Genomic DNA, 19,794 nt, shown 5'->3' on the forward strand with positions numbered 1-19,794 from the left:
ATCTTCGGCCGTACCGACTGATGGCAGAAGGGTGGGCGGAGTCGGCCGACGACATGGGTGGCGAGGGGACGTTGGAGCTCAGGGGACGTATCCGCCGCCCGTGCCCCCGCTCACCTCTCCGGAAGCACCCGCGAAGCGCCCACCGCCAGGTCCCACAGGTCCTCGCGGGGGCGGCCGGTGGCGGTCCAGGCGGTGCGGACGCGGTGGAGGGGTTCCATGGGGCGTTCGGCGGAGAGGAGGAAGGTGGACCAGTGCATGGGGACCAGGACGCGGGCGCCCAGGTCCTGGCAGGCGCGTACGGCCTCCTCCGGGTCGGTGTGTACGGGGCGCAGGATCCAGCGTGGGTCGTAGGCCCCGATGGGCAGCAGGGCGGCGTCGATGCCGGGGTAGCGGCGGGCGATCTCCTCGAACCAGTGGCCGTAGCCGGTGTCCCCCGCGAAGTGCAGCCGCCGCCCGTCGGGCGCGGTGAGCATCCAGCCGCCCCAGAGCGTGCGGCAGGTGTCGAAGAGGGTGCGCTTGCTCCAGTGGTGGGCGGGGACGAAGTCGAACCGTACGGTGCCGCCGGGTGCGGGCAGTTCGACGGCCTCCCACCAGTCGAGGTCGGTGACCTGGGTGAAGCCGCGGCGGCGGGCCCAGGGGGCGAGGCCGGCGGGGAGCAGTAGCGGGGTGTGGCGCGGCAGCCGCTTGAGGGTCGGGGCGTCCAGGTGGTCGTAGTGGTTGTGGCTGATCACGACGGCGTCGACGGACGGCAGGTCCTCCCAGCGGACGCCCACGGGGGTGACCCGGGGCGGGGTGCCGAGGATCTTGCGGGACCAGACCGGGTCGGTCAGGACGGTGAGGCCGCCGATCCGGATCACCCAGCTGGCGTGTCCGGCCCAGGTGAGGGCGAGGGTGGTCGGTCCGGCCTGGGGCATCGGGCCCGGTTCGAAGGGGAGTTCCTGGATTTCCCGGAGCGATTCGGGGACCGGGCGCAGCTTGCCCTCCCGGGCGATCCGGGCCAGCGCACGGACGCCGGGCAGCGGCGCGGTCAGCCGGTCCGTGAAGTCCCGCGGCCAGGTACGGGGTTCCCCCAGGGGGCGGGGTTCGGTGAGCGGCGGCGGGACGGGGTGCGGGCGGAGGGGGGCGGTGCGGGGAGGGGTGAGGGGCAGGTCGGCGGATGCTGGGAGGGGCAGCTCGGCGGGTGGGGCGAGTGCCTCGGCGGATGGTGCGGGAGGTTCAGGGGGCGGCGCAGGCGGGGCCGGCGGCTGGGCGGACGCGCGGGCTTCGGCGACCGAGCGCTCGGTCTGTTCGGTCATCGAGGGCTCCATTCGGGGGACGCACGGGGAACGCACGGGGCGCGGGACACGGGGCGCGAACACGGGGCACGGGCGCAGGGCTCGGACTCAGGGATCGCAACAGGGACGGACGGCTGGGGCGACGGATACCGGGCCGGCTCAGCCCTCCCCCGAGGCCGTCAGCGCGGCCAGCGCCTGCGAGAGGGCGGTCAACGCATCGGCCACGTACGGGAGTTGGAGGGGGTCGGCCGCCGCCAGGGCTTGCCCGCGCAGCTCCATGCCGTCGCCGAGCAGCGCCTCGGACCCCAGCCGCACCCGCAGCGCCCCCGGATCGTCCCCGAAGCGATGCCCGCCGCGTGCCGCCCAGCGTTCCAACTCCCGTTCCAGTGCGGCGGATTCACTGATCCCGCGGGCGGCGAGGGCGCGGTGCAGCGGCTCCAGGTCGGCGTAGACATGGCTGCCGGAGTGCGGCGGACGGCACAGCGCACCGGCGTCGGTCAGGGTGCGGTGCAGCGCGGCGGCGAGCGTCCCGTACAGCCGGGCGGCGGTGGCGGTCCGGGTGCGTACGGCCTCGGGCTCGCCGAGCGCATGGGCGACGGCGCAGGTCAGCGGGCCGGGCAGCGGTATGTCCAGCGCGGCCAGCGCATCGAGCGTCGCGCCGCGCAGGGCGGCGCCGCGCTCGGTGTCCGGGAAGCGCGCAAGGGCCGCGGGCCAGGACGCCGGGACGAGCGCGGCCCGCAGATCGGTCAGCACCACGACCTCGTCGGGCAGCATCTCGGCCGGGCTGAGCACCACGGTGTCATGCGGATCGTGCAGCAGATCGCGGTACGACTCGTCGCTGATCACCCACAGCCCCTCCCCCGCCGCCGCCTCGCACACCTCGTGCAGCTGCTCGGGCACCGGGCAGGTGCCGGTGGGGTCGTCGGCGACGGACAGCACCAGGACGCGCGGCTCGACGCCGTGTATCCGGGCCCGCCGGACGGTCTCCAGCAGCGCGAACGGGTCGGGCACACCGCCCGATTCGGCCGGTACGGGCGCGCGGTGCACCGGGTGCCCGAGCATCCGGGCGGGCGGCGCGTACCACGGTGAGCAGGGCCGGGGCAGCACCACGGCCCCGCCGGCCGCGGCGTACAGCGCGAGGAGCAGGGCGGGCGCGCCCGGCGCGGCGAGCGTATGGCCGGGGTCGGTGTCCAGGCCGCGGCGGGCGAAGTAGCCGCAGGCGGCGGTGCGCAGCGGGCGGGAGCCGCCGGGCGGTTCCGCCTCGTCCCGGCCGGCGGCGGCCGCGAGATGCGCGGCGAGCTCCGGGAGCACCGGAAGGCCCGCCGGCGGGTCCGGGGCCGGATCCGGGGCGGCGAGCTGCATCCGTACCTCCACCCTCCGCGACAGCAGGCGATCGTGGGCCCATCACATGATTGACGGCTCCGACCACCTTGGCAGATGGCACGGGTGGCGGCCGGGCCGACACGTCAGCGGCAGGTGGGAGGGGCCGGGCGGCGGGGCGGGGTGCGACCGTATGGGGCACCGGTTCGGCCATCCGTGCGAGCGACGGCCGAACCGGGCCGCCCTACGAGGTCCAGGTCCCCAGCGCCATTTCGGCGGTGATGCCGGGTCCGAAACCCGCCACCAGCCCGCGCTGTCCGTCGTGCGCCGACGCCTCGTCGAACATCCGGGCGAGGGCGTCGAGCACCACCGCGCTGGCGATGTTGCCGTACTCGGTCAGCGTCGCCCGGCTGAAGCGGAAGGCTTCGGGAGGGACGCCGAGGTAGCGGCACAGATCGTCGAGGATGCGCGGGCCGCCCGCGTGGACGATGTAGAAGTCCAGGTCGCCGGCGTTCCAGTGTTCGGCCTCGGCGACCGCGCGCAGCGCGGGGGCGAGCGGCTCCATGGTGCCGGGGACGCGTTTGTCCAGCTGGAAGTGGAACCCGGTGGAGCGCACCGCGTAGGAGATCCAGTCCTCGGTGTGCGGGATGAGATACGAGCCGTTGCGTTGCAGGCGGACGCCGGTGCCGCCCCGTCCGCGGACCACCGCGGCGGCCACCGCGTCCCCGAACAGGCCGTTGGACAGCAGCGATCCCACGTCCAGGTCGGTGGGCTGGTAGCACAGCGAGCAGAACTCGCAGGCGACCAGGAGCACGTTGGCGTCCGGGTAGGCCCGGCAGAAGTCGTGTGCGCGGTTGATCGCGGCGCCCCCGGCCGCACAGCCGAGCTGCGCGATCGGGATCTGCCGGGTCTCCGACCTGAAGCCCATTTCGTTGATGAGCCATGCGGTCAGGGCGGGCATCATGAAGCCGGTGCAGGACACATAGACGATCAGATCGATCTGCTGCGGGTCCAGTTCGGCCTGGTCGAGCGCCTTGCGCACCACTGCGGGCACGCGGGCCTTGGATTCTTCCTCGTAGACGGCGCTGCGGGCGTCGAGCCCCGGGTGTTCCAGCACTTTGTCGATCGGCTGGATCAGATGCCGCCGGACGACTCCGGTGTGTTCGATCAGCCGCAGCACCTTCTTCAGCTGCCGATGGTCGTCGTGCAGCTGCCGTGCCAGTTCGAGGGTGTCGTCCCTGGTGATGATGTACTCAGGGACTGCGATTGCCGGTTTGCACAGAACTGCCATGGGATTGCGCTCCTAGCAGACTGTGGCCCGCCCGCTGCGCTCCTGATAGCGGTGACGTACGGGGTGTTGGCGGTCCGGGGGATCCGCCGCGGTGCTGCGGTGCGCGGTGCACCACAGCCCGCTGACGGGTCCGGCGGCCCGGCCAAGGCCCCGCGAGGGGCGCAGCGAGCGGGCCTGCCGTCGAAGGATGAACTCGCCCTGTGCAGGTGGGTCATCTTGCAGCTCGGTCAGTGTGTAAGCCGATCGCCTTTGCAGGTGATCAAGCTTTACGAGCTACGGTACGGCAGTCGGGTGACGTCCGCATGCCGCTGCGGGATGCCATGGGGTCACCAGGTGACCGGCAGTGCGAGCGGATAGCGCCAGATGGAGGTCTCGTTCCAGCGCACCTCGTCGGCCGGCTTGGCCAGTTTGAGGTCCGGGAAGCGCTCCAGGAGGGTGCGCAGCGCCAGTTCCATCTCGACGAACGCGAGCGGGGCGCCCAGGCAGTGGTGCCCGCCCCAGCCGAAGGTCATGTGCTGCGGCTTCTCGCGGTCCAGGTCCAGTTCGTCGGGCCGGTCGAATTTGCGCGGGTCCCGATTGGCCGTCAGGTACGAGACATGCACAATGTCCCCCGCCCGGATCGTCACGCCGCTCAGTTCGACGTCCTCCAGAGCGACCCGGGGAATGCCCACGCCCTTGCGGAACGGGATGAACCGCAGCATCTCCTCCATCGCCGACGGCAGCCGCTCCGGGTCGGCGCGCAGTGCGGCCAGATCGTCGGGCCGGGTCAGCAGCGTGTAGGAGAGGTTGGCGATCTGGTACGTCGTGGTGTCCTGGCCGGTGATGAGCAGGACCATCGCCATCACGGTCAGTTCCCGCTCGTCGAGGATCTCGTCGCCGTCGCGCGCCGTGGCCAGGGCGCTGATCAGGTCGTCCCCCGGGTGCGCGCGGCGCCGCGCGGTCAGGTCCGCGAAGTACGCGCGCATCTCGGCCTTGGCCCGGACCGCGGCGTCCTTGTTGGAGAGGCTGGTGTTCATCATGGTGCGGGCGTAGCCGCGCAGCCGTCCGCGGTCGTCCTCGGGGATGTCGAGGACCTCGCAGATGGTGGTCAGCGGCAGCGGGCTCGCGAGGTTCTCCATCAGATCGCCCGGAGGGCCCTGCTCGGCCATCGCCGACAGCAGTTCGTCGACGACTCCCTGGGTACGGGCCCGCATCCGTTCGACGTGACGGGGGGCGAACGCCTTGGAGACCAGGCTGCGCAGCCGGCTGCTGGCGGGCGGGTCCATGACGTTGATGGCCTCGTCCTGGACGATCGGCTCGGGGGTCATCCGGGGGAAGTCCCGGCCGACGACGCCGTGCCGACTGAAGCGGCGGTCGGTGGTCACGGTGCGTACGTCGTCGTACCGGGTGACCAGCCAGGCTTCTCCCTCCCCGTAGGGCAGCTTGATACGGGCCACCGGTTCCTCGGTCAGCAGGCGCTTGAGCGTGGGATCGAACTCAAGGGCCTCGGCGTAGTCGAAGGGGCAGTTCCAGACGTTCGGGCCGGATTCCATGCTGAGCTCCCGAAGGTGGGGGGTTTGAGCGGGAACGCCCGCCTGCGCGCGGGCAGGCCGGGCGTGGTGGGCGGCGGCGCGCGTCGGCCTGTGACCGCACGGGCGCCTTGTCGTCGCTCGCAAGCATGCTAGCCAGGCGTCCGCGGCGCGGCCCGGCCGTCGGCCCGGGGGCGGGCGGGAAACGCGAGGTCGCCAGGGCCGTCGGCGGCGGGGTACGGCACGGCGCGGGCACCGGGAGCATTACGCCGATCGGGTGGTTTCCCGTACCGGTTTCCGCCGCACGGCCGCTCCCCCGTGGGCCGTCGCCACCCCGGCCGCCGTTCCCCCCGTTCGGCCGCGCCCCGGTCTGCCCCGGCAGCGTCCGGGTACAAGGTGCCGCATGCGACACACCCTGCCTCACCTCGACCGGCTGGTCTTCGTCCATATCGCCTCCCGCGAGTGGCCCGGCGCCCGGAGCGTGCTGCCGCGGCTGTCGCGCAGCGCCAACCACGGGCTGCTGTGGTGCGGCATCGCGGCGGGCGCCGCCGCTCTGGGCGGCAGGCCCGGCCGCCGGGCGGCGCTGCGCGGGCTGGCGTCGCTGGCGGTGGCGTCGGCGGCGGTGAACACCCTCGGCAAGCGCTCCGTGCGGCGCGCGCGGCCGCTGCTGGACGCGGTGCCGGTGGTACGGCGACTGCACCGCCAGCCGTTCACCTCCTCCTTCCCGTCCGGGCATGCGGCCTCGGCGGTGGCCTTCGCCACCGGTGTCGGCTTCGAGAAGCCGTGGTGGGGGCTGGCGCTGGCACCGGTCGCGGCGTCGGTGGCGTTCTCCCGTATCTATACGGGGGTGCACTATCCGGGCGATGTGCTGGCGGGGGCGGCACTGGGCGCCGGGGCCGCCTTCGCCGTACGGGGCCTGGCGCCGACCCGCGCACAGCTGGCTCCGCCCGCCCGCCCGCGCGCCGACGCTCCCGCGCTGCCCGGGGGGCGCGGGCTGGTGGTGGTCGCCAACCTGGGATCGGGGCAGCGCGCCGGGGCGCACGTCGACCGGACCCAGGAGCTGCGCCGGGTGCTGCCGCATGCCGAGGTCGTCCCGTACGGCGGCCCCCGGGCGCGGACCTCGCGAGGCGCTGCGGCGGGCACGCTGACGGCGGCGCTGGAGGATGCCGCGCGACGGGCCGGGGTGCGCGGCGGGGCGCTCGGGGTGCTCGGCGGGGACGGCACCGTCAATGCGGCGGCCACGGTCGCCGTACGGTACGGGCTGCCGCTGGCGGTGCTGCCCGGCGGCACCCACAACCACTTCGCCCATGACCTGGGTATCGAGACCGCTGCGGATGCGGCGCGCGCCGTGGAGAGCGGGGAGGCGGTCGCCGTCGATCTGGCGCGTTTCGGGGCCGGGCCGGACCGGGCGGGCCGGTATGTCCTCAACACCTTTTCCCTGGGGGTGTATCCGGAGCTGGTGCGGATCCGCGAACGGTGGGCGCGGCGGATCGGGGCCTGGCCCGCGGGGGTGCTCGCGGCGTGGGAAGTGCTGCGTACCGCCGAGCCGTTGACGGTCGAGGTCAACGGCACCCGGCGCGCGGTGTGGCTGCTGTTCGCCGGCAACTGCCGGTACCGGGGGCTGGGGCTGACGCCGGTGCGGCGGCACGATCTGGCGGACGGGGTGCTCGACGTACGGGTGGTGCACGGCGGCCGGCTGGCCCGCACCCGGCTGCTCGCCGCGGCCCTGACCGGCAGTCCGCACACCTCCCCGGTCCTCGGCGAGGCCCGGCTGCGCACCCTCCGGCTGAGCGGTCTGCCGACCGGTACGTCCCTCGCCGTCGACGGTGAAGTCACCACGTGGGAGGGCGAGTTGACGTTGGAGAAGGCGAACGAGGCGCTGACGGTCTACCGCCTGCCGTACGCCTGACGCGCTCTCACCTCGCTCGCATGTTGAGACGGGACTCTCATGATGCGAGATCGTGCGTACGGTGTGATCAGTTGCCCGGTTACCCGGAAGGAGCCGACCATGCCGCAGGAGTCCGCCGTCTACACCCACGGCCACCACGAGTCCGTTCTGCGCTCCCACACCTGGCGCACCGCCGCCAACTCGGCGGCCTATCTCCTGGATTCGCTGCGGCCGCAGATGCACGTCCTGGACATCGGCTGCGGTCCGGGCACCATCACCGCCGATCTGGCCGCGCTGGTGCCCGACGGGCGGGTCACCGGCCTGGAACACGCACCCGAGGTACTGGAGCAGGCCCGCGCCACGGCCGCCGCACGCGGGCTGACGAACATCGACTTCGCGGTCGGCGATGTCCACGCACTGGACTACCCGGACGACACGTTCTGCGTGGTGCACGCCCATCAGGTCCTGCAACACGTGGGCGATCCCGTCCAGGCGCTGCGCGAGATGCGCCGGGTCACCAAACCCGGCGGAATCGTCGCCGTCCGCGACTCGGACTACTCGGGCATGATCTGGTACCCGCAGGTCCCGGGGATGGACGACTGGCAGCGGCTGTACCTGCGGGTGGCCCGCGCCAACGGCGGCGAACCGGACGCCGGACGCCGGCTGCACGCCTGGGCCCGCCAGGCCGGTTTCGTCCCGTCCACCCTCACCGCGACGGCCGCCACCTGGTGCTACCACACCCCCGAGGAACGGGCCTGGTGGAGCGAGCTGTGGGCGGACCGTACGGTCTCGTCGGTGTACGCACGGCTGGCGGTGGACGGCGGACACGCCACCCCCGAGGAGCTGGCCGCGATCGCGGGGGCGTGGCGGGAGTGGGGCGCCGACGAGGACGGCTGGTTCGCCATCCTGCACGGCGAGATCCTCTGCCGGGTGTGACCACCGTGCGCGCAGGGAAGGCACCCAACTAGGCTGCCCCGTATGGACATTCTGGGGACCTCACTGCGGGTATGCGTCGGCGACCTCGATGCGGCGATCGGCGTCTATGAACGGCTCACCGGCGCCGAGGCCATTCGTTTTCAGCGCGGTGGTGTGGCCGTCGCGGCCGTCGGGTGCTTCTTCCTGATGAGCGGCCCCGAGGCGGAGTTGTCGGTGCTGCGGAAGATCACGGCGACCCTCGCCGTGAAGGACGTGGACGAGGCGGTCGCCGATCTGACGGCGGTCGGCGCGGACATCATCGCCGGTCCGCTGCCGACGCCGATCGGCCGCAATCTCGTCGCCCGCCATCCGGACGGCTCGGTCTTCGAGTACGTCGACCGGAAGCAGGATCAGGATGGCGGGCAGCGGGTGGGGTAGGCGCCGGGCCGACCGGCCGACGGTCCGTCAGGAAGAGACCTCCAGCACGATCTTGCCGCGGGAGCGTCCGGACATACTGCGCTTGACCGCCTCGGCCGCCTCGGCCAGCGGGAACGCCGCCTCCACCGGGACGGTGAGCTTGCCGGCCTCCGCGAGATCGGCGAGCGCCGTCAGATCGGCGGTGTCCGGGCGCACCCACACCATATGGCCGCCCTTCTGCTGGACCTCGCCGTCGGCGATGGACGCCAGCCGGCCGCGGTCCTTGAGCAGCTCCTGCGAGACGTCCAGGACGCCGTTGCCGACGAAGTCCAGCGCCACGTCCACACCCTCGGGCGCCAGCGCCCGGACCCGCTCGGCGAGTCCGTCACCGTACGTCACCGGTTCGGCGCCCAGGGAGCGCAGGAAATCGTGGTTGCGCTCGCTGGCCGTGCCGATCACGCGTACGCCCCGGGCCACCGCGATCTGTACGGCGAGCGAGCCGACGCCGCCCGCGGCGGCGTGCACCAGCGCGGTCTCGCCCCGCTTCGTCCCGACCCGCTCGATGGCCTGATAGGCCGTCAGCCCGGCCAGCGGCAGCCCCGCGGCCTGCTGCCAGCTGAGCGCGGCGGGCTTGCGGGCCAGGGTCCGCACCGGGGCCGCGACCAGCTCGGCGTAGGTGCCGTGCTGCACCTCGTCCTTGCGGACATAGCCGATGACCTCGTCACCGACCGCGTACTCGGCCGCGTCCACGCCGACCGCCTCGACCACGCCCGCCACGTCCCAGCCGGGGATGAGCGGGAAGTGGGCGTACATCATCGCGTCCAGATAGCCGCCGACGATCTTCCAGTCCACGGGATTGACGCCGGCGGCTCTGACCCGGATCAGGACCGAGTCGGGACCCACCTTCGGATCGGGCTGGTCGGTGTATTCGAGGACCGAGGGGCCGCCGTAGCTGTTCACGCTGATTGCCTTCATGAACGGTCACAACGCGTGACGGCCAGGGATCATTCCGCGGGGCCGGGAAAAATCTCCGAATGGCCTAGGGATCACGGGGGGCGGCGGAATCACCGCCCCCCACCGGGCCTCCCCGGCCCCTCCCCCGCCTCACACCGGCCGCATCCGGAACTCGTAGCGCTCCGGGAGGGGGTGTTGGGTGCGGGCCTCGGCGCGTACGGCGTCGGTGACCGGGCCGGTGCCGGCGATGAGGCGTTCGGTGAGGGTGTACCAGGTGTCGCTGAGGGTCTCCTCGCCCTCGCGCAGGTCGGGGATCTCGAAGCCGGCCTCGAACACCGCGCGGGCCGCGGCCGGTTCGCCCTGAGCAATCAGGACCTGGGCGGTCAGCAGGCGGAAGCGGCCGTCGGCCAGGTCCTCCTGGCGCAGATGGGCCAGCAGATCGCACGCCTCCTCGGCGCGGTCCACGGCGAGCAGCGCCGGGACCGCCTCCCGGGCGAGCGCGGGCAGCACCGCCCGCCAGGCACGCGCGGAGGCGTCGTCGGACGCCAGCGTCTCGGCGAAGCGGGCCGCGCAGCCGAACGCCTCGGCGTACCGGTCGGCGGCCCGTACCGCCTCGCCCGACTCGGCCTCGGCGACCGCCAGGCAGTACAGCGGCAGCGCGTCCAGCGACAGCCGGCCGCCGCCGGCCGCCAGCGCGCGCTCCCAGCTGCGGACGGCCTGCGCGCGGTCGCCGGCATGCCACTGGGCCAGGCCCAGGTGGTAGTCCGTGGCCGGACCCGGCAGCGCGGATTCCAGCAGATCGCGCCAGGCGGGGGCGACCAGCGCCGGGCCGGGTACGGGCCCTTCTGGCGGCAGATCGCCGGTTTCGAGGAGGGTCAGCCAGGGCCGCTGGGCCGGTCCGAGGGTCGCCGTGTCGAACGGGGTGCCCGGCAGGTCGAATCCGGCGCGGGCGATTTCGAGGGCGCCCCAGCCGGAGCCGGTGGCCAGCGCCTCCTTCGGTTCGTGGTCGGCGTAGGGGCGCCAGGCGGCGTAGGCGGCCTCGACGTCGGCCCGCGGCAGCGCCGCCTCCAGCCGCGCGGCGACCTCACCGCGCGCCGCGCCCCAGTCGTCCCCGTGCACGGTGGCCGCATCGGCGGCCAGCGGTCCGTACGCCTCCAGCCACGCGAACTCGCCGCCCGCGTCGAGCGGTAGGTGCTCCAGCTGCGTACGGGCCAGACCGGCCTGGATCTCGGCATAACCGCCGGTGCCCGGTTCGGTGAGCCACGCCTGCCAGCGCCGCCCGGCCCGCCCGGCGCCCCACAGGAACAGCTTGCGGCCGCGCAGGGTGTCGGTGGAGGTCTGGACGAGGCCGTGGCCCTCGGCGTCGAGGGAGGCGATCCACCGGCGGGGGCCGTCGGGGACGTCGTAGAAGTAGTCGGCGGGGATCTCGCTGCGCAGGGGGTAGGTCCGGTCGGCGCCGTCCGCCACCGGGACCGGGACGCGGCGCAGGGTGCGGTCGTAACCGAACTGCCAGGCGGCGTCGGCGGGGGCCAGGACGCGGGTCTGCGCGCCCTCGGGGACGGCGGTGTTGGACCACCAGTAGACGGGGACGGTGTGGTGGTGCGGATTGCGGATCCGTACGCCGACGTGCAGGAAGTCGGAGCCCTCGGGCAGCCACAGGTCCACCTGGAACGGCAGATCGCGCAGTCGCTCCCACTCCCACAGGCGCAGCATCTCCCCGCCGTCCGGCGCCGGGACGCGGGCGGCGTGCAGCGGGGCGCAGGAGAGGGTGGTGTGGCCGGTGGCGCCGATGTTCCATTCGATGCCGCCGGAGAACCAGGCACCGTTGAGGGCGAAGTTGGCGGGCTGCAACACCGGGTTGCGGTAGAGGAGTTCGCGGCCGGTCGGCTTGTGGTGCAGGGAGTACACCCGGCCGCCGAGACCGGGCAGGACAGTGGCGCGCAGCCGGTCGTTCTCGAGGACCAGCCCGTCGACGTCGGTGCTGCGGCGGTCGCGCCCGTAACCGTCGCGCAGCCGGGTGGGCAGGATCGAGCGCAGCGGGCCGTAGCCGATCTGGCGGGCCATGTCGGCGGGCAGTCCGGCGTCCTCGGGGATCTCGATACGGTGCAGGTCGGGGCCCGTGCGCAGGGCCGGGAGCGGGTTGTCCGGGCCGATGGGGGCGGCGGGAAGGGTCAGGGTGGTGCGTCGCACACTCGTGGCCACGGCTGCCTCGCAGGGTTGGACCGGGCCACCTCGGCTCCGGCGGCCTCCTGTTGACCATGGAACCTCGTCAGCGCCCTTCTGGACAGGGCTTCTTGCGGCGGACGGGGTCAGGGTTACGCAAAGACGGCGCGTGTGCTCCTACGCCCCGGCGGTCGGCGGCTCGTTGAAGCGCAGCCGGTTGCCGAACGGGTCGATGAGGGTGAGCGAGCGGCCGGTCTCATCCTCCTCCAGGCCGGGCCGCAGATACGGGTAGTCCTTCGCAGCCAGCTCGGCATGCAGCTCGCGCACCCCGGTCAGTTCCGTGAAGAGCGTGGAGCCGGGTGTGGCGTCCCCGTGGTGCTCGGAGAGGTGCAGGACCAGGGCGCCGCGGGAGACCTGGAGATAGCGCGGCGTACCGGGTTCGAAACAGTGCTCCCAGTCGACGGTGCAGCCGAGGTAGTCGACGTAGAACTCCCGGGCCTTGGCGAGGTCGAAGATCCGGAAGACGGGCACCGAACGGCCGAAGACGGGCCGTTGGACCGCGTCGTGGGTGAGCGCCCAGCGTTCGTGGTCGCGCCATCCGCCGTCGATGAAGAGGAGGTCCGGGGAGTAGCCCTCGCGGCGGAATCCGGCCCGCTGCACCAGAGCGAGGGAGGCGGCGTTGGCCGGCTGGATGTTGACCTCCAGACGGTGCAGGCCCAGCACCTCGAAGGCGTGGCGCAGGACGAGCCGCAGGCCCTCGCTCATCAGACCGCGCCCGGCGGCGTGGGCGAAGGCGCCGTAGCCGATGGCGCCGCTGCGGAAGGCGCCGTGCACGATGTTGTTGATCGTCAGATAGCCCGCGATCTTGCCGCTGTCCAGCTCGCAGAACAAGAAGCCCTCGCGCAGCGGCTCCTGGAGCCGCGCCAGGTAGGAGGCGTAGTCGGCGTCGGTGGCGGGCGGGGCGAGCCAGGGGCGGTGCAGCTCGGTGCTCTCCCGCGCCCGGGCGGTGAACTCGTCCCGGTCGGCGGCAGTGAAGGGGCGGATGCCGATCCGGGGGCCGCGGGCGAGGTAGGGGGCGTTCGGACGGTCGGGGTCGTTCCGGTGGTCGCGGTCGTTGGACGTCATCAGCTTTCCTTCGTGGATACGCCCGGCTTTGGCCGGGTGGGGAAACGAAGCTCCCGTGTGAGCGGGGCGGGGAATACCGATGCGCCGCCTGGGCGGATCGGCGTCCATCCGCAACGGTGGTGAGGCAGCCCGCACAGGGCAGGAGCTCTCAACTGTCAGACCCCCCGGGTAGGTTGATGGTCATGATGACGGAAGCGCAGACGACAGGTGACGGGCATGCCCGCTACACCTACCGCATGCGTGTGTCGTCGTCGGCCCGTGCCGCGCTGGAAGCGGAGTGGACGCGGTGTCGGTGGGTGTGGAATGAGTGCGTGGCCAAGTCGAAGGCCGTGTACGCGCACAACAAGGCCACCGGCGAGAAGGAGACGTGCGGTCCGGTGCAGCTCGCCGCGATGCTGACCGAGGCGCGTGCCCGTACGGAGTGGCTGCGTGAGGGCGCGTGCGTTCCTCAGCAGCAGCTGATACGCGACTTCGGCAAGTCCCGCGCCAAAGCGCTCAAGGACATCAAGGCCCGGTTTCCTGTGCGGCAGCGCGCCGGGATGCCGAAGTACAAGAAGAAGCGCGAAGCGCTCCCCACCCTCGAATACACCCGGCGCGGATTCCGCTTGAAGGACGGGCGCCTGCACCTGGCGGGCGGCATCGCGGTAACCGTGGTGTGGTCGCGGGAGCTGCCCAAGACCCCGTCCAGCGTGCGCGTCTACCGCGACAGCATCGGACACTGGTACGCGTCCTTCGTCGTAGCCACCAACACCGAGACGCTTCCGGAAACGGGTGCGGTGATCGGCATCGACTGGGGCGTGAAGGAAACCGCGACCACCACATCCGACGCCCACGACCTCCCCCACCCGCAGCACGGAAAGAACGCTGCGCAGCGCCTCGCGCACTACCAGCGGATGATGGCGCGCAGGAAGCCCAAGCGCGGCCAGACCGGATCGAAGGGCTACCAGGAAGCGAAGCATCACGCGGCCAAGCTGCAGAAGAAGGTGTCCCGGCAGCGTCAGGACACTGCCCGCAAGTGGGCCAAGCGCGTTGTCCGTGACCATGACGCGTTGGCGGTCGAGGACTTCAAGCCGAAATTCCTCGCCAAGTCCTCGATGGCCCGTAAGGCCGCTGACGCCGCGATCGGCGCGACCAAGGCGGCGCTGGTCGAGATGGCCCGCAAGCACGGCAGGGCCGTGCATCTGGTCCACCCCGCGCACACCACGATGGACTGTGCGCAGTGCGGAGCGAGAACCAAGCACGCACTACCTCTCTCGGAACGAACATATACGTGCACCGCGTGCGGAGCGGTCTCGCCCAGAGACAAGAACTCCGCCCGCGTGATGCTCGTCCGGGCTGGTCTTCAACCCGGCTGGTGCTGATCGTGTAAGACCTGTCGGCCCGCCGGACCGCAGGCGACGTGAGCCAGGAATCCCCCTCGCCCGCGAGGGGGAGGTGTCAACGGGAGATCGTACGGAACCGGGGCGGCGGGCCGGTGGTCGGGCCCGGCCACCGGCCCCGGCGTGGCGGGGCGGCGCGCCGGGAGCGCCGCTGCCCTTCGCCCCGCCTCCGCTATCCTCCCGTCCGCGCCCGCTCCCGCTCCCCCGCGCCCGGCACGGCCAGCGCCAGCCGGCGGTGCGTACGGCGCAGCATCAGACGGGCCATCGCGGGGTGGAGGTGGCGGATGAGGGCGAGGTAGGCGCGGCCGCCGAGGTGGTGGGTGTGGACGACCGTGCTCAGCGTGACATGGCCGTTCGCGAGGAGGAGCGAGGCGCGGAAGTCCAGGTGCCGGGCATCCTTCCCCAGGAGCAGTTCCCGGTCCGTCCGGCCCCTGGCGGGGAAGCCGCGCAGTACGCCCTCCCAGGCGGCCGGATCGGTGGGCATACCGGGCGGCAGCTCCATCTGCCAGGCGTCCTGGAAGTCCGTACGGGAGAAGGCACTCCGTGCCAGTTGGGCTTCGACGGAGAGCGCAACGGCCTTCGGGCGCTCCCACGCCAGGCGACGGAAGAGGCGGACGCGGGGCGAGGGGCGGACGGGGTGACGGACGTGTCCGGTGGCCGCCCGCTCGATGTTGTCGAGGAGCTCCTCGACGACCGTGCGGTGGACGGCGCCCACCGCCGCGTACCACAACAGCTTGCGCCGACCGTGCAGTTGTCTGTCCAGGACGTGCTCGACGCGGCAGCTGTCCGGGCCCACGGGGTGCACGGTGACCTCGTGGAATCCGGCCGGGCCGGGGGTGAAGTCGAAGCGGATACGGCGCCCGGGTTCATGGGCCGCGACGCGGTAGCGGACGAAGCCGTGGCCGCCGTCGGCACCGACGCCCAGCGGCCGGTCGAAGCGCATCGGCGGCCAGGCGGGCACCGGGAAGACGGGATCCGGGTCGCCGCCCAGCCGGTCGATCAGGGCGCCGACGGTGTCGGCCGGGGCGGCGACGGTGCGGGTGTGCACATCGCGGATGGTGCGGTTGCGCACCTCACGAGCGGTGCGGCTCGGGTCATCAACGGGGTTTCGCCTGGAGCTACTTGATCGCATCCGGCACCTCCATACGGCAGCGTATGTTTGACCGTACGGTAGCGTATGGTCATGGCACAACGACGAGCGGGGCATCCGAAGACGGGACATCCGAAGGCGGGACATCCGAAGGCGGGACATCCGAAAAACGCCGGCACACGGCAGCGGCTGACCGCACAGGACTGGGCCGATGCCGCACTGGCGGCCATCGGCGAGGGCGGTCTCGCGGCGGTGGCCGTCGAACCGCTGGCGGCCCGGCTCGGCACCACGAAAGGCAGCTTCTACTGGCACTTCGCGAGCCGGGACGCCCTCATCGAGGCCGCCCTGGAGCGCTGGGCCGAGGTCGCCACGGAGGCCGTGATCGCCGAGACGGAGGCGGAACCCGACCCCGAACTCCGGCTGCGCGCCCTGCTGCTGCGGGCCACCGACGCGGCCCTCACCGACCCCTTGGGAATGTCGCTGCTGGCCACCGCCGCCGACCCCCGGGTGGCGGCCGCGCTCGCCCGGGTCACCGAGCGGCGGATCGGCTATGTCTCCGCGCTCTTCGCCGAGTTGGGCTTTCCGCAGACCGAGGCGCGGCGCCGCGGACTGCTCGCGTACACCGCGCATCTCGGCCACGCCCAGCTCGGCCATGCGGCCCCCCAGGCGCTGCCCACCGGGGCGGACCGTACCCGCTATCTGGAGTCGGTGATCGACACGTTGCTGCACCGGGGGTGACGAGGAGCCGACGGGCGGCCGGCAGGTGGCCAACCGCCCGGCGACCGGCCGATATCGCGGGGCCCCACCTTTGCTTAACTCCCCTGCAAAACGGCCCGAGTTGGCCGAACTAGGTCTAGCCATACACCGTACAGAGGCATGAAGTGGGAATTGACGGGCGAAGCTCCATCCCGCCCGTCCTGTCCATCCCGCCACACGAGCACCTCAAACCCCTTGTATGGGAGGCAGTTCGATGACCGAAGTACCGACCGCGGCGCCCTTCGCGGCGCCGTCCCGGGCGCCGTCCGAGGCGATCGTCTTCCCTCAGGACCGCTCCTGTCCCTACCACCCGCCGACCGGCTACCGGCCGCTGAGCGGACAGGGTCCCCTCACCCGGGTCGCCTTCTACGACGGCCGCCAGGTATGGGCGGTGACCGGCCACGCCGAGGCGCGGGCGCTGCTGACCGACCGCCGGCTCTCGTCCGACCGCCAGAACCCGGCGTTCCCCATTCCCATCGAGCGCCTGGAGGCGATCCGGCGGGTGCGGACCCCGCTGATCGGCGTGGACGACCCGGAGCACAACACTCAGCGCCGGATGCTGATCCCCAGCTTCAGCGTCAAACGGACCGCCGCCATGCGGCCGGACATCCAGCGGATCGTCGACGGTCTGCTGGACCGGATGCTGGCCCAGGGCCCGCCCGCCGAGCTGGTATCCGCATTCGCCCTCCCCGTTCCCTCGATGGTGATCTGCGCGCTGCTCGGCATCCCGTACGGCGACCACGAGTTCTTCGAGGAGCAGTCGCGCCGGATCCTGCGCGGCCCGACGAGCGAGGAGTCGGAGCAGGCACGCCTCCGACTTGAGGAGTACCTCACCGAGCTGATCGCCCGTAAGGAGCGCGAGCCGGGTGACGGGCTGCTCGACGAACTGATCGCCGACCGGCTGAAGGAGGGCTCCCTCGCACACCGGGAACTGGTCCGGCTGGCCATGATCCTGCTGGTCGCGGGCCATGAGACCACGGCCAATATGATCTCGCTGGGCACCTTCACGCTGCTCGAACACCCCGAGCGGCTCGCCCGGTTGCGGGAGCGGCCGGAGCAGATACCGGCCGCCGTCGAGGAGCTGCTGCGGTTCCTGTCCATCGCGGACGGGCTGGTACGGGTGGCAACGGAGGACATCGAGATCGGCGGCGTGACCATTCGCGCCGATGACGGGGTGCTGTTCCCCACCTCCCTGATCAACCGGGACGCCACCGCGTATCCGGAGCCGGACGCCCTGGACTGGGACCGTTCCGCGCGCCACCATGTGGCCTTCGGTTTCGGCGTGCACCAGTGCCTGGGCCAGAATCTCGCCCGCGCGGAGATGGAGATCGCGCTGGGCTCGCTGTTCACCAGGATCCCGGATCTGCGGCTCGCCGCGCCGGCCGCCGAGATCCCGTTCAAACCCGGCGATACCCTGCAAGGCATGATCGAACTGCCGGTGGCCTGGTAAGTGCCACCCACCGGTGACAGCGGACGTAACAGCGGACGAGCGAAAGGGGTCCGGTATGCGGATCGCCATTGACCAGGACGTATGCATCGGCTCCGGGCAGTGCGTCCTGACCGCGCCGAAGGTGTTCACCCAGGACGACGACGGTTTCAGCCAGGTGCTGCCCGGCAGCGAGGACGGTGCGGGCGACCCGCTCGTACGGGAGGCCGCCCGCGCCTGCCCGGTGCAGGCCATCACCGTCGAGGACGCCTGACCACGAAGGCCGTCGGGCCGTAACGACCGTCCGGCCGTCAAGACCACCCCGTCACGACGGCCGCGTGACGCGTCCCCTGACTTCTCTCCCTACGGCCCTTCATCCCAACGGCATCCGGTATCCCTACGGCATCCACCCCATCCGCTACCGCAGCGACCCCGGCTGCACCGCACTACCCCAACGCCCCCTGGGTAACGGGCAGTTCGAGGACCCCGGTGTCCTCGGGCGCGCTGGTGACCCTCACCGGCTTCACCCCGCGATTGCCTGTATACGCCGTATCGCTCGCGGCGATCACCAGGCGCAGACGGTGCCCCGGCTCGTAACGGTGCACGATGGCCGGGAGTTCCACGGTGAACTTCCGCGTCACATCGGGCACCCGGGCCGGGGCCACCAGCCGGTGCACCAGCGTCTTCGAGCCATCCGGCGCCACGTCGTAGAGCTTGGCGAAGAGCACCAGCTTGTCGGCCGCGTCGGAGGAGTTCTGCACCCTCTCGGTCCGCGGCGAGATCACCCTCAGCGACACCCTGGGCGCGCCCACCACATCGACCGGCCTCCCCTCGGCCACCGGGGCGGAGGTCCAGTCCAGATAGGTGCCCCTCCCGTCGTACGGCGCGAGGTCGGGCAGCCTGAGCAGACCGGACGCCGGGTTCTCGGAATGACTGGTGGGCAGCAGGTGGTTGCGGTAGGTGCGGCTGCCGCGCACCACCTGCGTACGGTCGTCCACGAGCCTGCCGTCACCGGAGAGATAGAGCTTCTGGCCGGCGCCCACGGGGAATCGGGGCGAGGTCGCATACGTCGGCCCGTCGGTGACCCAGTCCCGGTAGTAGGCGAAGGCCGGCCCGGTGTGCGCCCCCATCCGGTGGTGCAGATAGCGGTCGAACCAGGCCAGGATCCGCCTGCCGACGTAGCTGCTCTCCAAGTGCCCCTTGCCCAGGTCCAGTTCGCCCGGCGCCGGGTGCTCCATTCCGCCGCTGTGGCCCCAGTGCTGCCAGATCATCTTGGCCGGGGTGCCCTGGGCGGTGAGGGTGCGGTAGGTGGCGGCGGCCTCGTTGAGGTTGAAAAGGGTGTCGGCCTGGCCCTGGACCAGCAGCGTCGGGGCCTTGACCGACCGCAGATACGAGACCGGGGAGACGCTGCGCACATAGGCGAGCATGGCGGCGGTCCGCTCCGCCGGGTACCGCCCGGAATCCAGCAGCCGCTTGGTCCGACAGGCCGGCGCGACGAAGTGCAGACAGCCCGCACCGCCCCACCGCGAGGCCGCCAGGCTCGGATGGAGCAGTCCCTGCGCCTCGCCGATGAGGAAGAAGCCGTTGGTCCACTCGTACTTGTAGGCGCCGGGGACCGGTCCGGCTGCGCCCCGGATGCGGCCGGCGTTGTTGGGGTCGAGGGAGTAGGAGAGGTCGTTCCAGGTGATCAGCGGGACCAGTGCGTCGATACGGTGGTCGACGGACGCGGTCGCCATCTGGATCGCGCCGCCGTACGAGCCGCCGATCATGCCGACCCGGGGATCGCCCGTGCCGTCCTGGGTGACGTAATCGACCCGGGTACCGTCGTCGGCGGCGCGCGTGCCGGCCAGCAGATCGACCAGCCCGCTCGCGGCCCGGGCGTCGATCCTGGGGTCGTCGAGGGAGATCGGGCAGCCGCTTTTGCCGAAGCCGAGGCCGGAGTAGGCCAGGGCGACATAGCCGCGGGCCGCGAGGGCCTTGGCGATGGCGTCGGTCGAGCCGTCCGCCTTGCTGCCGCCGAAGCCGTTGGTGGTCAGGACGGCGGGCGCCGGGTGTGCGGCGTCGACGCCGGAGGGGCGGTAGAGGTCCGCGTCCAGGGTGCACGTGCGGCCGCCGGCGCGGACGGTCACCTTCAGCGCGGAGACGGCGTACGGGTCGGTGGCGGATGCGTGTACGGGGGCGGTCAGGGCGAGGGGCGCGGCGAGTGCGGTGCTTGCCAGCAGGGCGAGGGAAGTGCGGAGTACGGAGCGGGACGCGGCACGGGACACGCTGGGCACGAAGGACCTCCA

General features: G+C 72.3%; 14 protein-coding genes and 3 pseudogenes. 7 read left to right on the forward strand and 10 right to left on the reverse strand.

Annotated elements, in window-relative coordinates:
• Positions 1-110 precede the first annotated feature (110 nt).
• From SNA_RS27015 to SNA_RS27030, 4 genes are all read right to left on the reverse strand, one after another.
• Positions 111-1,295, reverse strand: a complete 1,185-nt coding sequence (locus tag SNA_RS27015) for an MBL fold metallo-hydrolase (RefSeq protein ID WP_030063037.1) — start codon at positions 1,293-1,295, stop codon at positions 111-113.
• A gap of 138 nt (positions 1,296-1,433) precedes the next feature.
• Positions 1,434-2,636 (reverse strand): aminotransferase class I/II-fold pyridoxal phosphate-dependent enzyme, encoded by a 1,203-nt coding sequence (locus SNA_RS27020; protein ID WP_044367089.1) that lies wholly within the window; start codon positions 2,634-2,636, stop codon positions 1,434-1,436.
• 202 nt (positions 2,637-2,838) lie between these two features.
• Entirely contained in the window at positions 2,839-3,885 is a 1,047-nt protein-coding gene (locus tag SNA_RS27025; RefSeq protein ID WP_030063035.1) for a type III polyketide synthase, read from the reverse strand.
• A gap of 326 nt (positions 3,886-4,211) precedes the next feature.
• Positions 4,212-5,417, reverse strand: coding sequence for a cytochrome P450 (locus tag SNA_RS27030; RefSeq protein WP_044367090.1), 1,206 nt, complete (start codon positions 5,415-5,417; stop codon positions 4,212-4,214).
• 379 nt (positions 5,418-5,796) lie between these two features.
• On the opposite strand from SNA_RS27030, the gene SNA_RS27035 reads away from it, so the two are divergent.
• The 3 genes from SNA_RS27035 (at position 5,797) to SNA_RS27045 (ending at position 8,634) form a co-directional block, all read left to right on the forward strand.
• Positions 5,797-7,302 (forward strand): bifunctional phosphatase PAP2/diacylglycerol kinase family protein, encoded by a 1,506-nt coding sequence (locus SNA_RS27035; protein WP_044367092.1) that lies wholly within the window; start codon positions 5,797-5,799, stop codon positions 7,300-7,302.
• 99 nt (positions 7,303-7,401) lie between these two features.
• On the forward strand, positions 7,402-8,217 hold the full coding sequence (locus SNA_RS27040) for a class I SAM-dependent methyltransferase (RefSeq protein WP_044367093.1): 816 nt from the start codon (positions 7,402-7,404) through the stop codon (positions 8,215-8,217).
• Positions 8,218-8,259: 42 nt separating this feature from the next.
• Positions 8,260-8,634, forward strand: coding sequence for a VOC family protein (locus tag SNA_RS27045; RefSeq protein WP_044367094.1), 375 nt, complete (start codon positions 8,260-8,262; stop codon positions 8,632-8,634).
• A 27-nt stretch (positions 8,635-8,661) separates the two neighbouring features.
• Here the strand turns inward: SNA_RS27045 and SNA_RS27050 are convergent, their stop codons facing one another.
• The 4 genes and pseudogenes from SNA_RS27050 to SNA_RS27060 form a co-directional block, all read right to left on the reverse strand.
• Positions 8,662-9,588: an NADP-dependent oxidoreductase gene (locus tag SNA_RS27050; protein WP_030063031.1), complete on the reverse strand. Its 927-nt coding sequence runs from the start codon at positions 9,586-9,588 to the stop codon at positions 8,662-8,664.
• A 129-nt stretch (positions 9,589-9,717) separates the two neighbouring features.
• Positions 9,718-11,769, reverse strand: coding sequence for a DUF5107 domain-containing protein (locus SNA_RS27055; protein WP_044367095.1), 2,052 nt, complete (start codon positions 11,767-11,769; stop codon positions 9,718-9,720).
• 138 nt (positions 11,770-11,907) lie between these two features.
• Positions 11,908-12,264: pseudogene (locus SNA_RS44330) on the reverse strand (glyoxalase superfamily protein); the annotation flags it as partial.
• A 27-nt stretch (positions 12,265-12,291) separates the two neighbouring features.
• Positions 12,292-12,855, reverse strand: a pseudogene (locus SNA_RS27060) (GNAT family N-acetyltransferase); the annotation flags it as partial.
• 182 nt (positions 12,856-13,037) lie between these two features.
• On the opposite strand from SNA_RS27060, the pseudogene SNA_RS27065 reads away from it, so the two are divergent.
• Positions 13,038-14,235 (forward strand): annotated as a pseudogene (locus tag SNA_RS27065) (RNA-guided endonuclease InsQ/TnpB family protein); the annotation flags it as partial.
• Positions 14,236-14,406: 171 nt separating this feature from the next.
• Here SNA_RS27065 and SNA_RS27070 read toward each other — a convergent pair.
• Positions 14,407-15,306, reverse strand: a complete 900-nt coding sequence (locus SNA_RS27070) for a DUF2867 domain-containing protein (protein ID WP_044367096.1) — start codon at positions 15,304-15,306, stop codon at positions 14,407-14,409.
• 111 nt (positions 15,307-15,417) lie between these two features.
• Between SNA_RS27070 and SNA_RS27075 the strand changes: the two genes are divergently transcribed.
• The 3 genes from SNA_RS27075 (at position 15,418) to SNA_RS27085 (ending at position 17,780) form a co-directional block, all read left to right on the forward strand.
• Positions 15,418-16,062 (forward strand): TetR/AcrR family transcriptional regulator, encoded by a 645-nt coding sequence (locus SNA_RS27075; protein WP_030063026.1) that lies wholly within the window; start codon positions 15,418-15,420, stop codon positions 16,060-16,062.
• 232 nt (positions 16,063-16,294) lie between these two features.
• Positions 16,295-17,530 carry a cytochrome P450 gene (locus SNA_RS27080; protein WP_044367097.1) on the forward strand — a complete coding sequence of 412 codons (1,236 nt, stop codon included), beginning with the start codon at positions 16,295-16,297 and terminating at the stop codon, positions 17,528-17,530.
• Positions 17,531-17,585: 55 nt separating this feature from the next.
• Entirely contained in the window at positions 17,586-17,780 is a 195-nt protein-coding gene (locus SNA_RS27085; protein WP_030063024.1) for a ferredoxin, read from the forward strand.
• 172 nt (positions 17,781-17,952) lie between these two features.
• Here SNA_RS27085 and SNA_RS27090 read toward each other — a convergent pair whose 3' ends face one another.
• Entirely contained in the window at positions 17,953-19,773 is a 1,821-nt protein-coding gene (locus SNA_RS27090; RefSeq protein ID WP_030063023.1) for an alpha/beta fold hydrolase, read from the reverse strand.
• Positions 19,774-19,794 lie beyond the last annotated feature (21 nt).

This window comes from Streptomyces natalensis ATCC 27448 (assembly GCF_000935125.1).
Classification (GTDB): Bacteria; Actinomycetota; Actinomycetes; order Streptomycetales; family Streptomycetaceae; genus Streptomyces; species Streptomyces natalensis.

Excerpts from the sequence above, each read along its gene's own strand:
- SNA_RS27050 (WP_030063031.1), bottom strand. The coding sequence starts at position 9,588 with ATGAAGGCAATCAGCGTGAACAGCTACGGCGGCCCCTCGGTCCTCGAA.
- SNA_RS27035 (WP_044367092.1), top strand. The coding sequence starts at position 5,797 with ATGCGACACACCCTGCCTCACCTCGACCGGCTGGTCTTCGTCCATATC.
- SNA_RS27015 (WP_030063037.1), bottom strand. The coding sequence starts at position 1,295 with ATGACCGAACAGACCGAGCGCTCGGTCGCCGAAGCCCGCGCGTCCGCC.
- SNA_RS27040 (WP_044367093.1), top strand. The coding sequence starts at position 7,402 with ATGCCGCAGGAGTCCGCCGTCTACACCCACGGCCACCACGAGTCCGTT.
- SNA_RS27045 (WP_044367094.1), top strand. The coding sequence starts at position 8,260 with ATGGACATTCTGGGGACCTCACTGCGGGTATGCGTCGGCGACCTCGAT.
- SNA_RS27030 (WP_044367090.1), bottom strand. The coding sequence starts at position 5,417 with ATGGAATCCGGCCCGAACGTCTGGAACTGCCCCTTCGACTACGCCGAG.
- SNA_RS27025 (WP_030063035.1), bottom strand. The coding sequence starts at position 3,885 with ATGGCAGTTCTGTGCAAACCGGCAATCGCAGTCCCTGAGTACATCATC.
- SNA_RS27085 (WP_030063024.1), top strand. The coding sequence starts at position 17,586 with ATGCGGATCGCCATTGACCAGGACGTATGCATCGGCTCCGGGCAGTGC.
- SNA_RS27075 (WP_030063026.1), top strand. The coding sequence starts at position 15,418 with ATGGCACAACGACGAGCGGGGCATCCGAAGACGGGACATCCGAAGGCG.
- SNA_RS27080 (WP_044367097.1), top strand. The coding sequence starts at position 16,295 with ATGACCGAAGTACCGACCGCGGCGCCCTTCGCGGCGCCGTCCCGGGCG.
- SNA_RS27020 (WP_044367089.1), bottom strand. The coding sequence starts at position 2,636 with ATGCAGCTCGCCGCCCCGGATCCGGCCCCGGACCCGCCGGCGGGCCTT.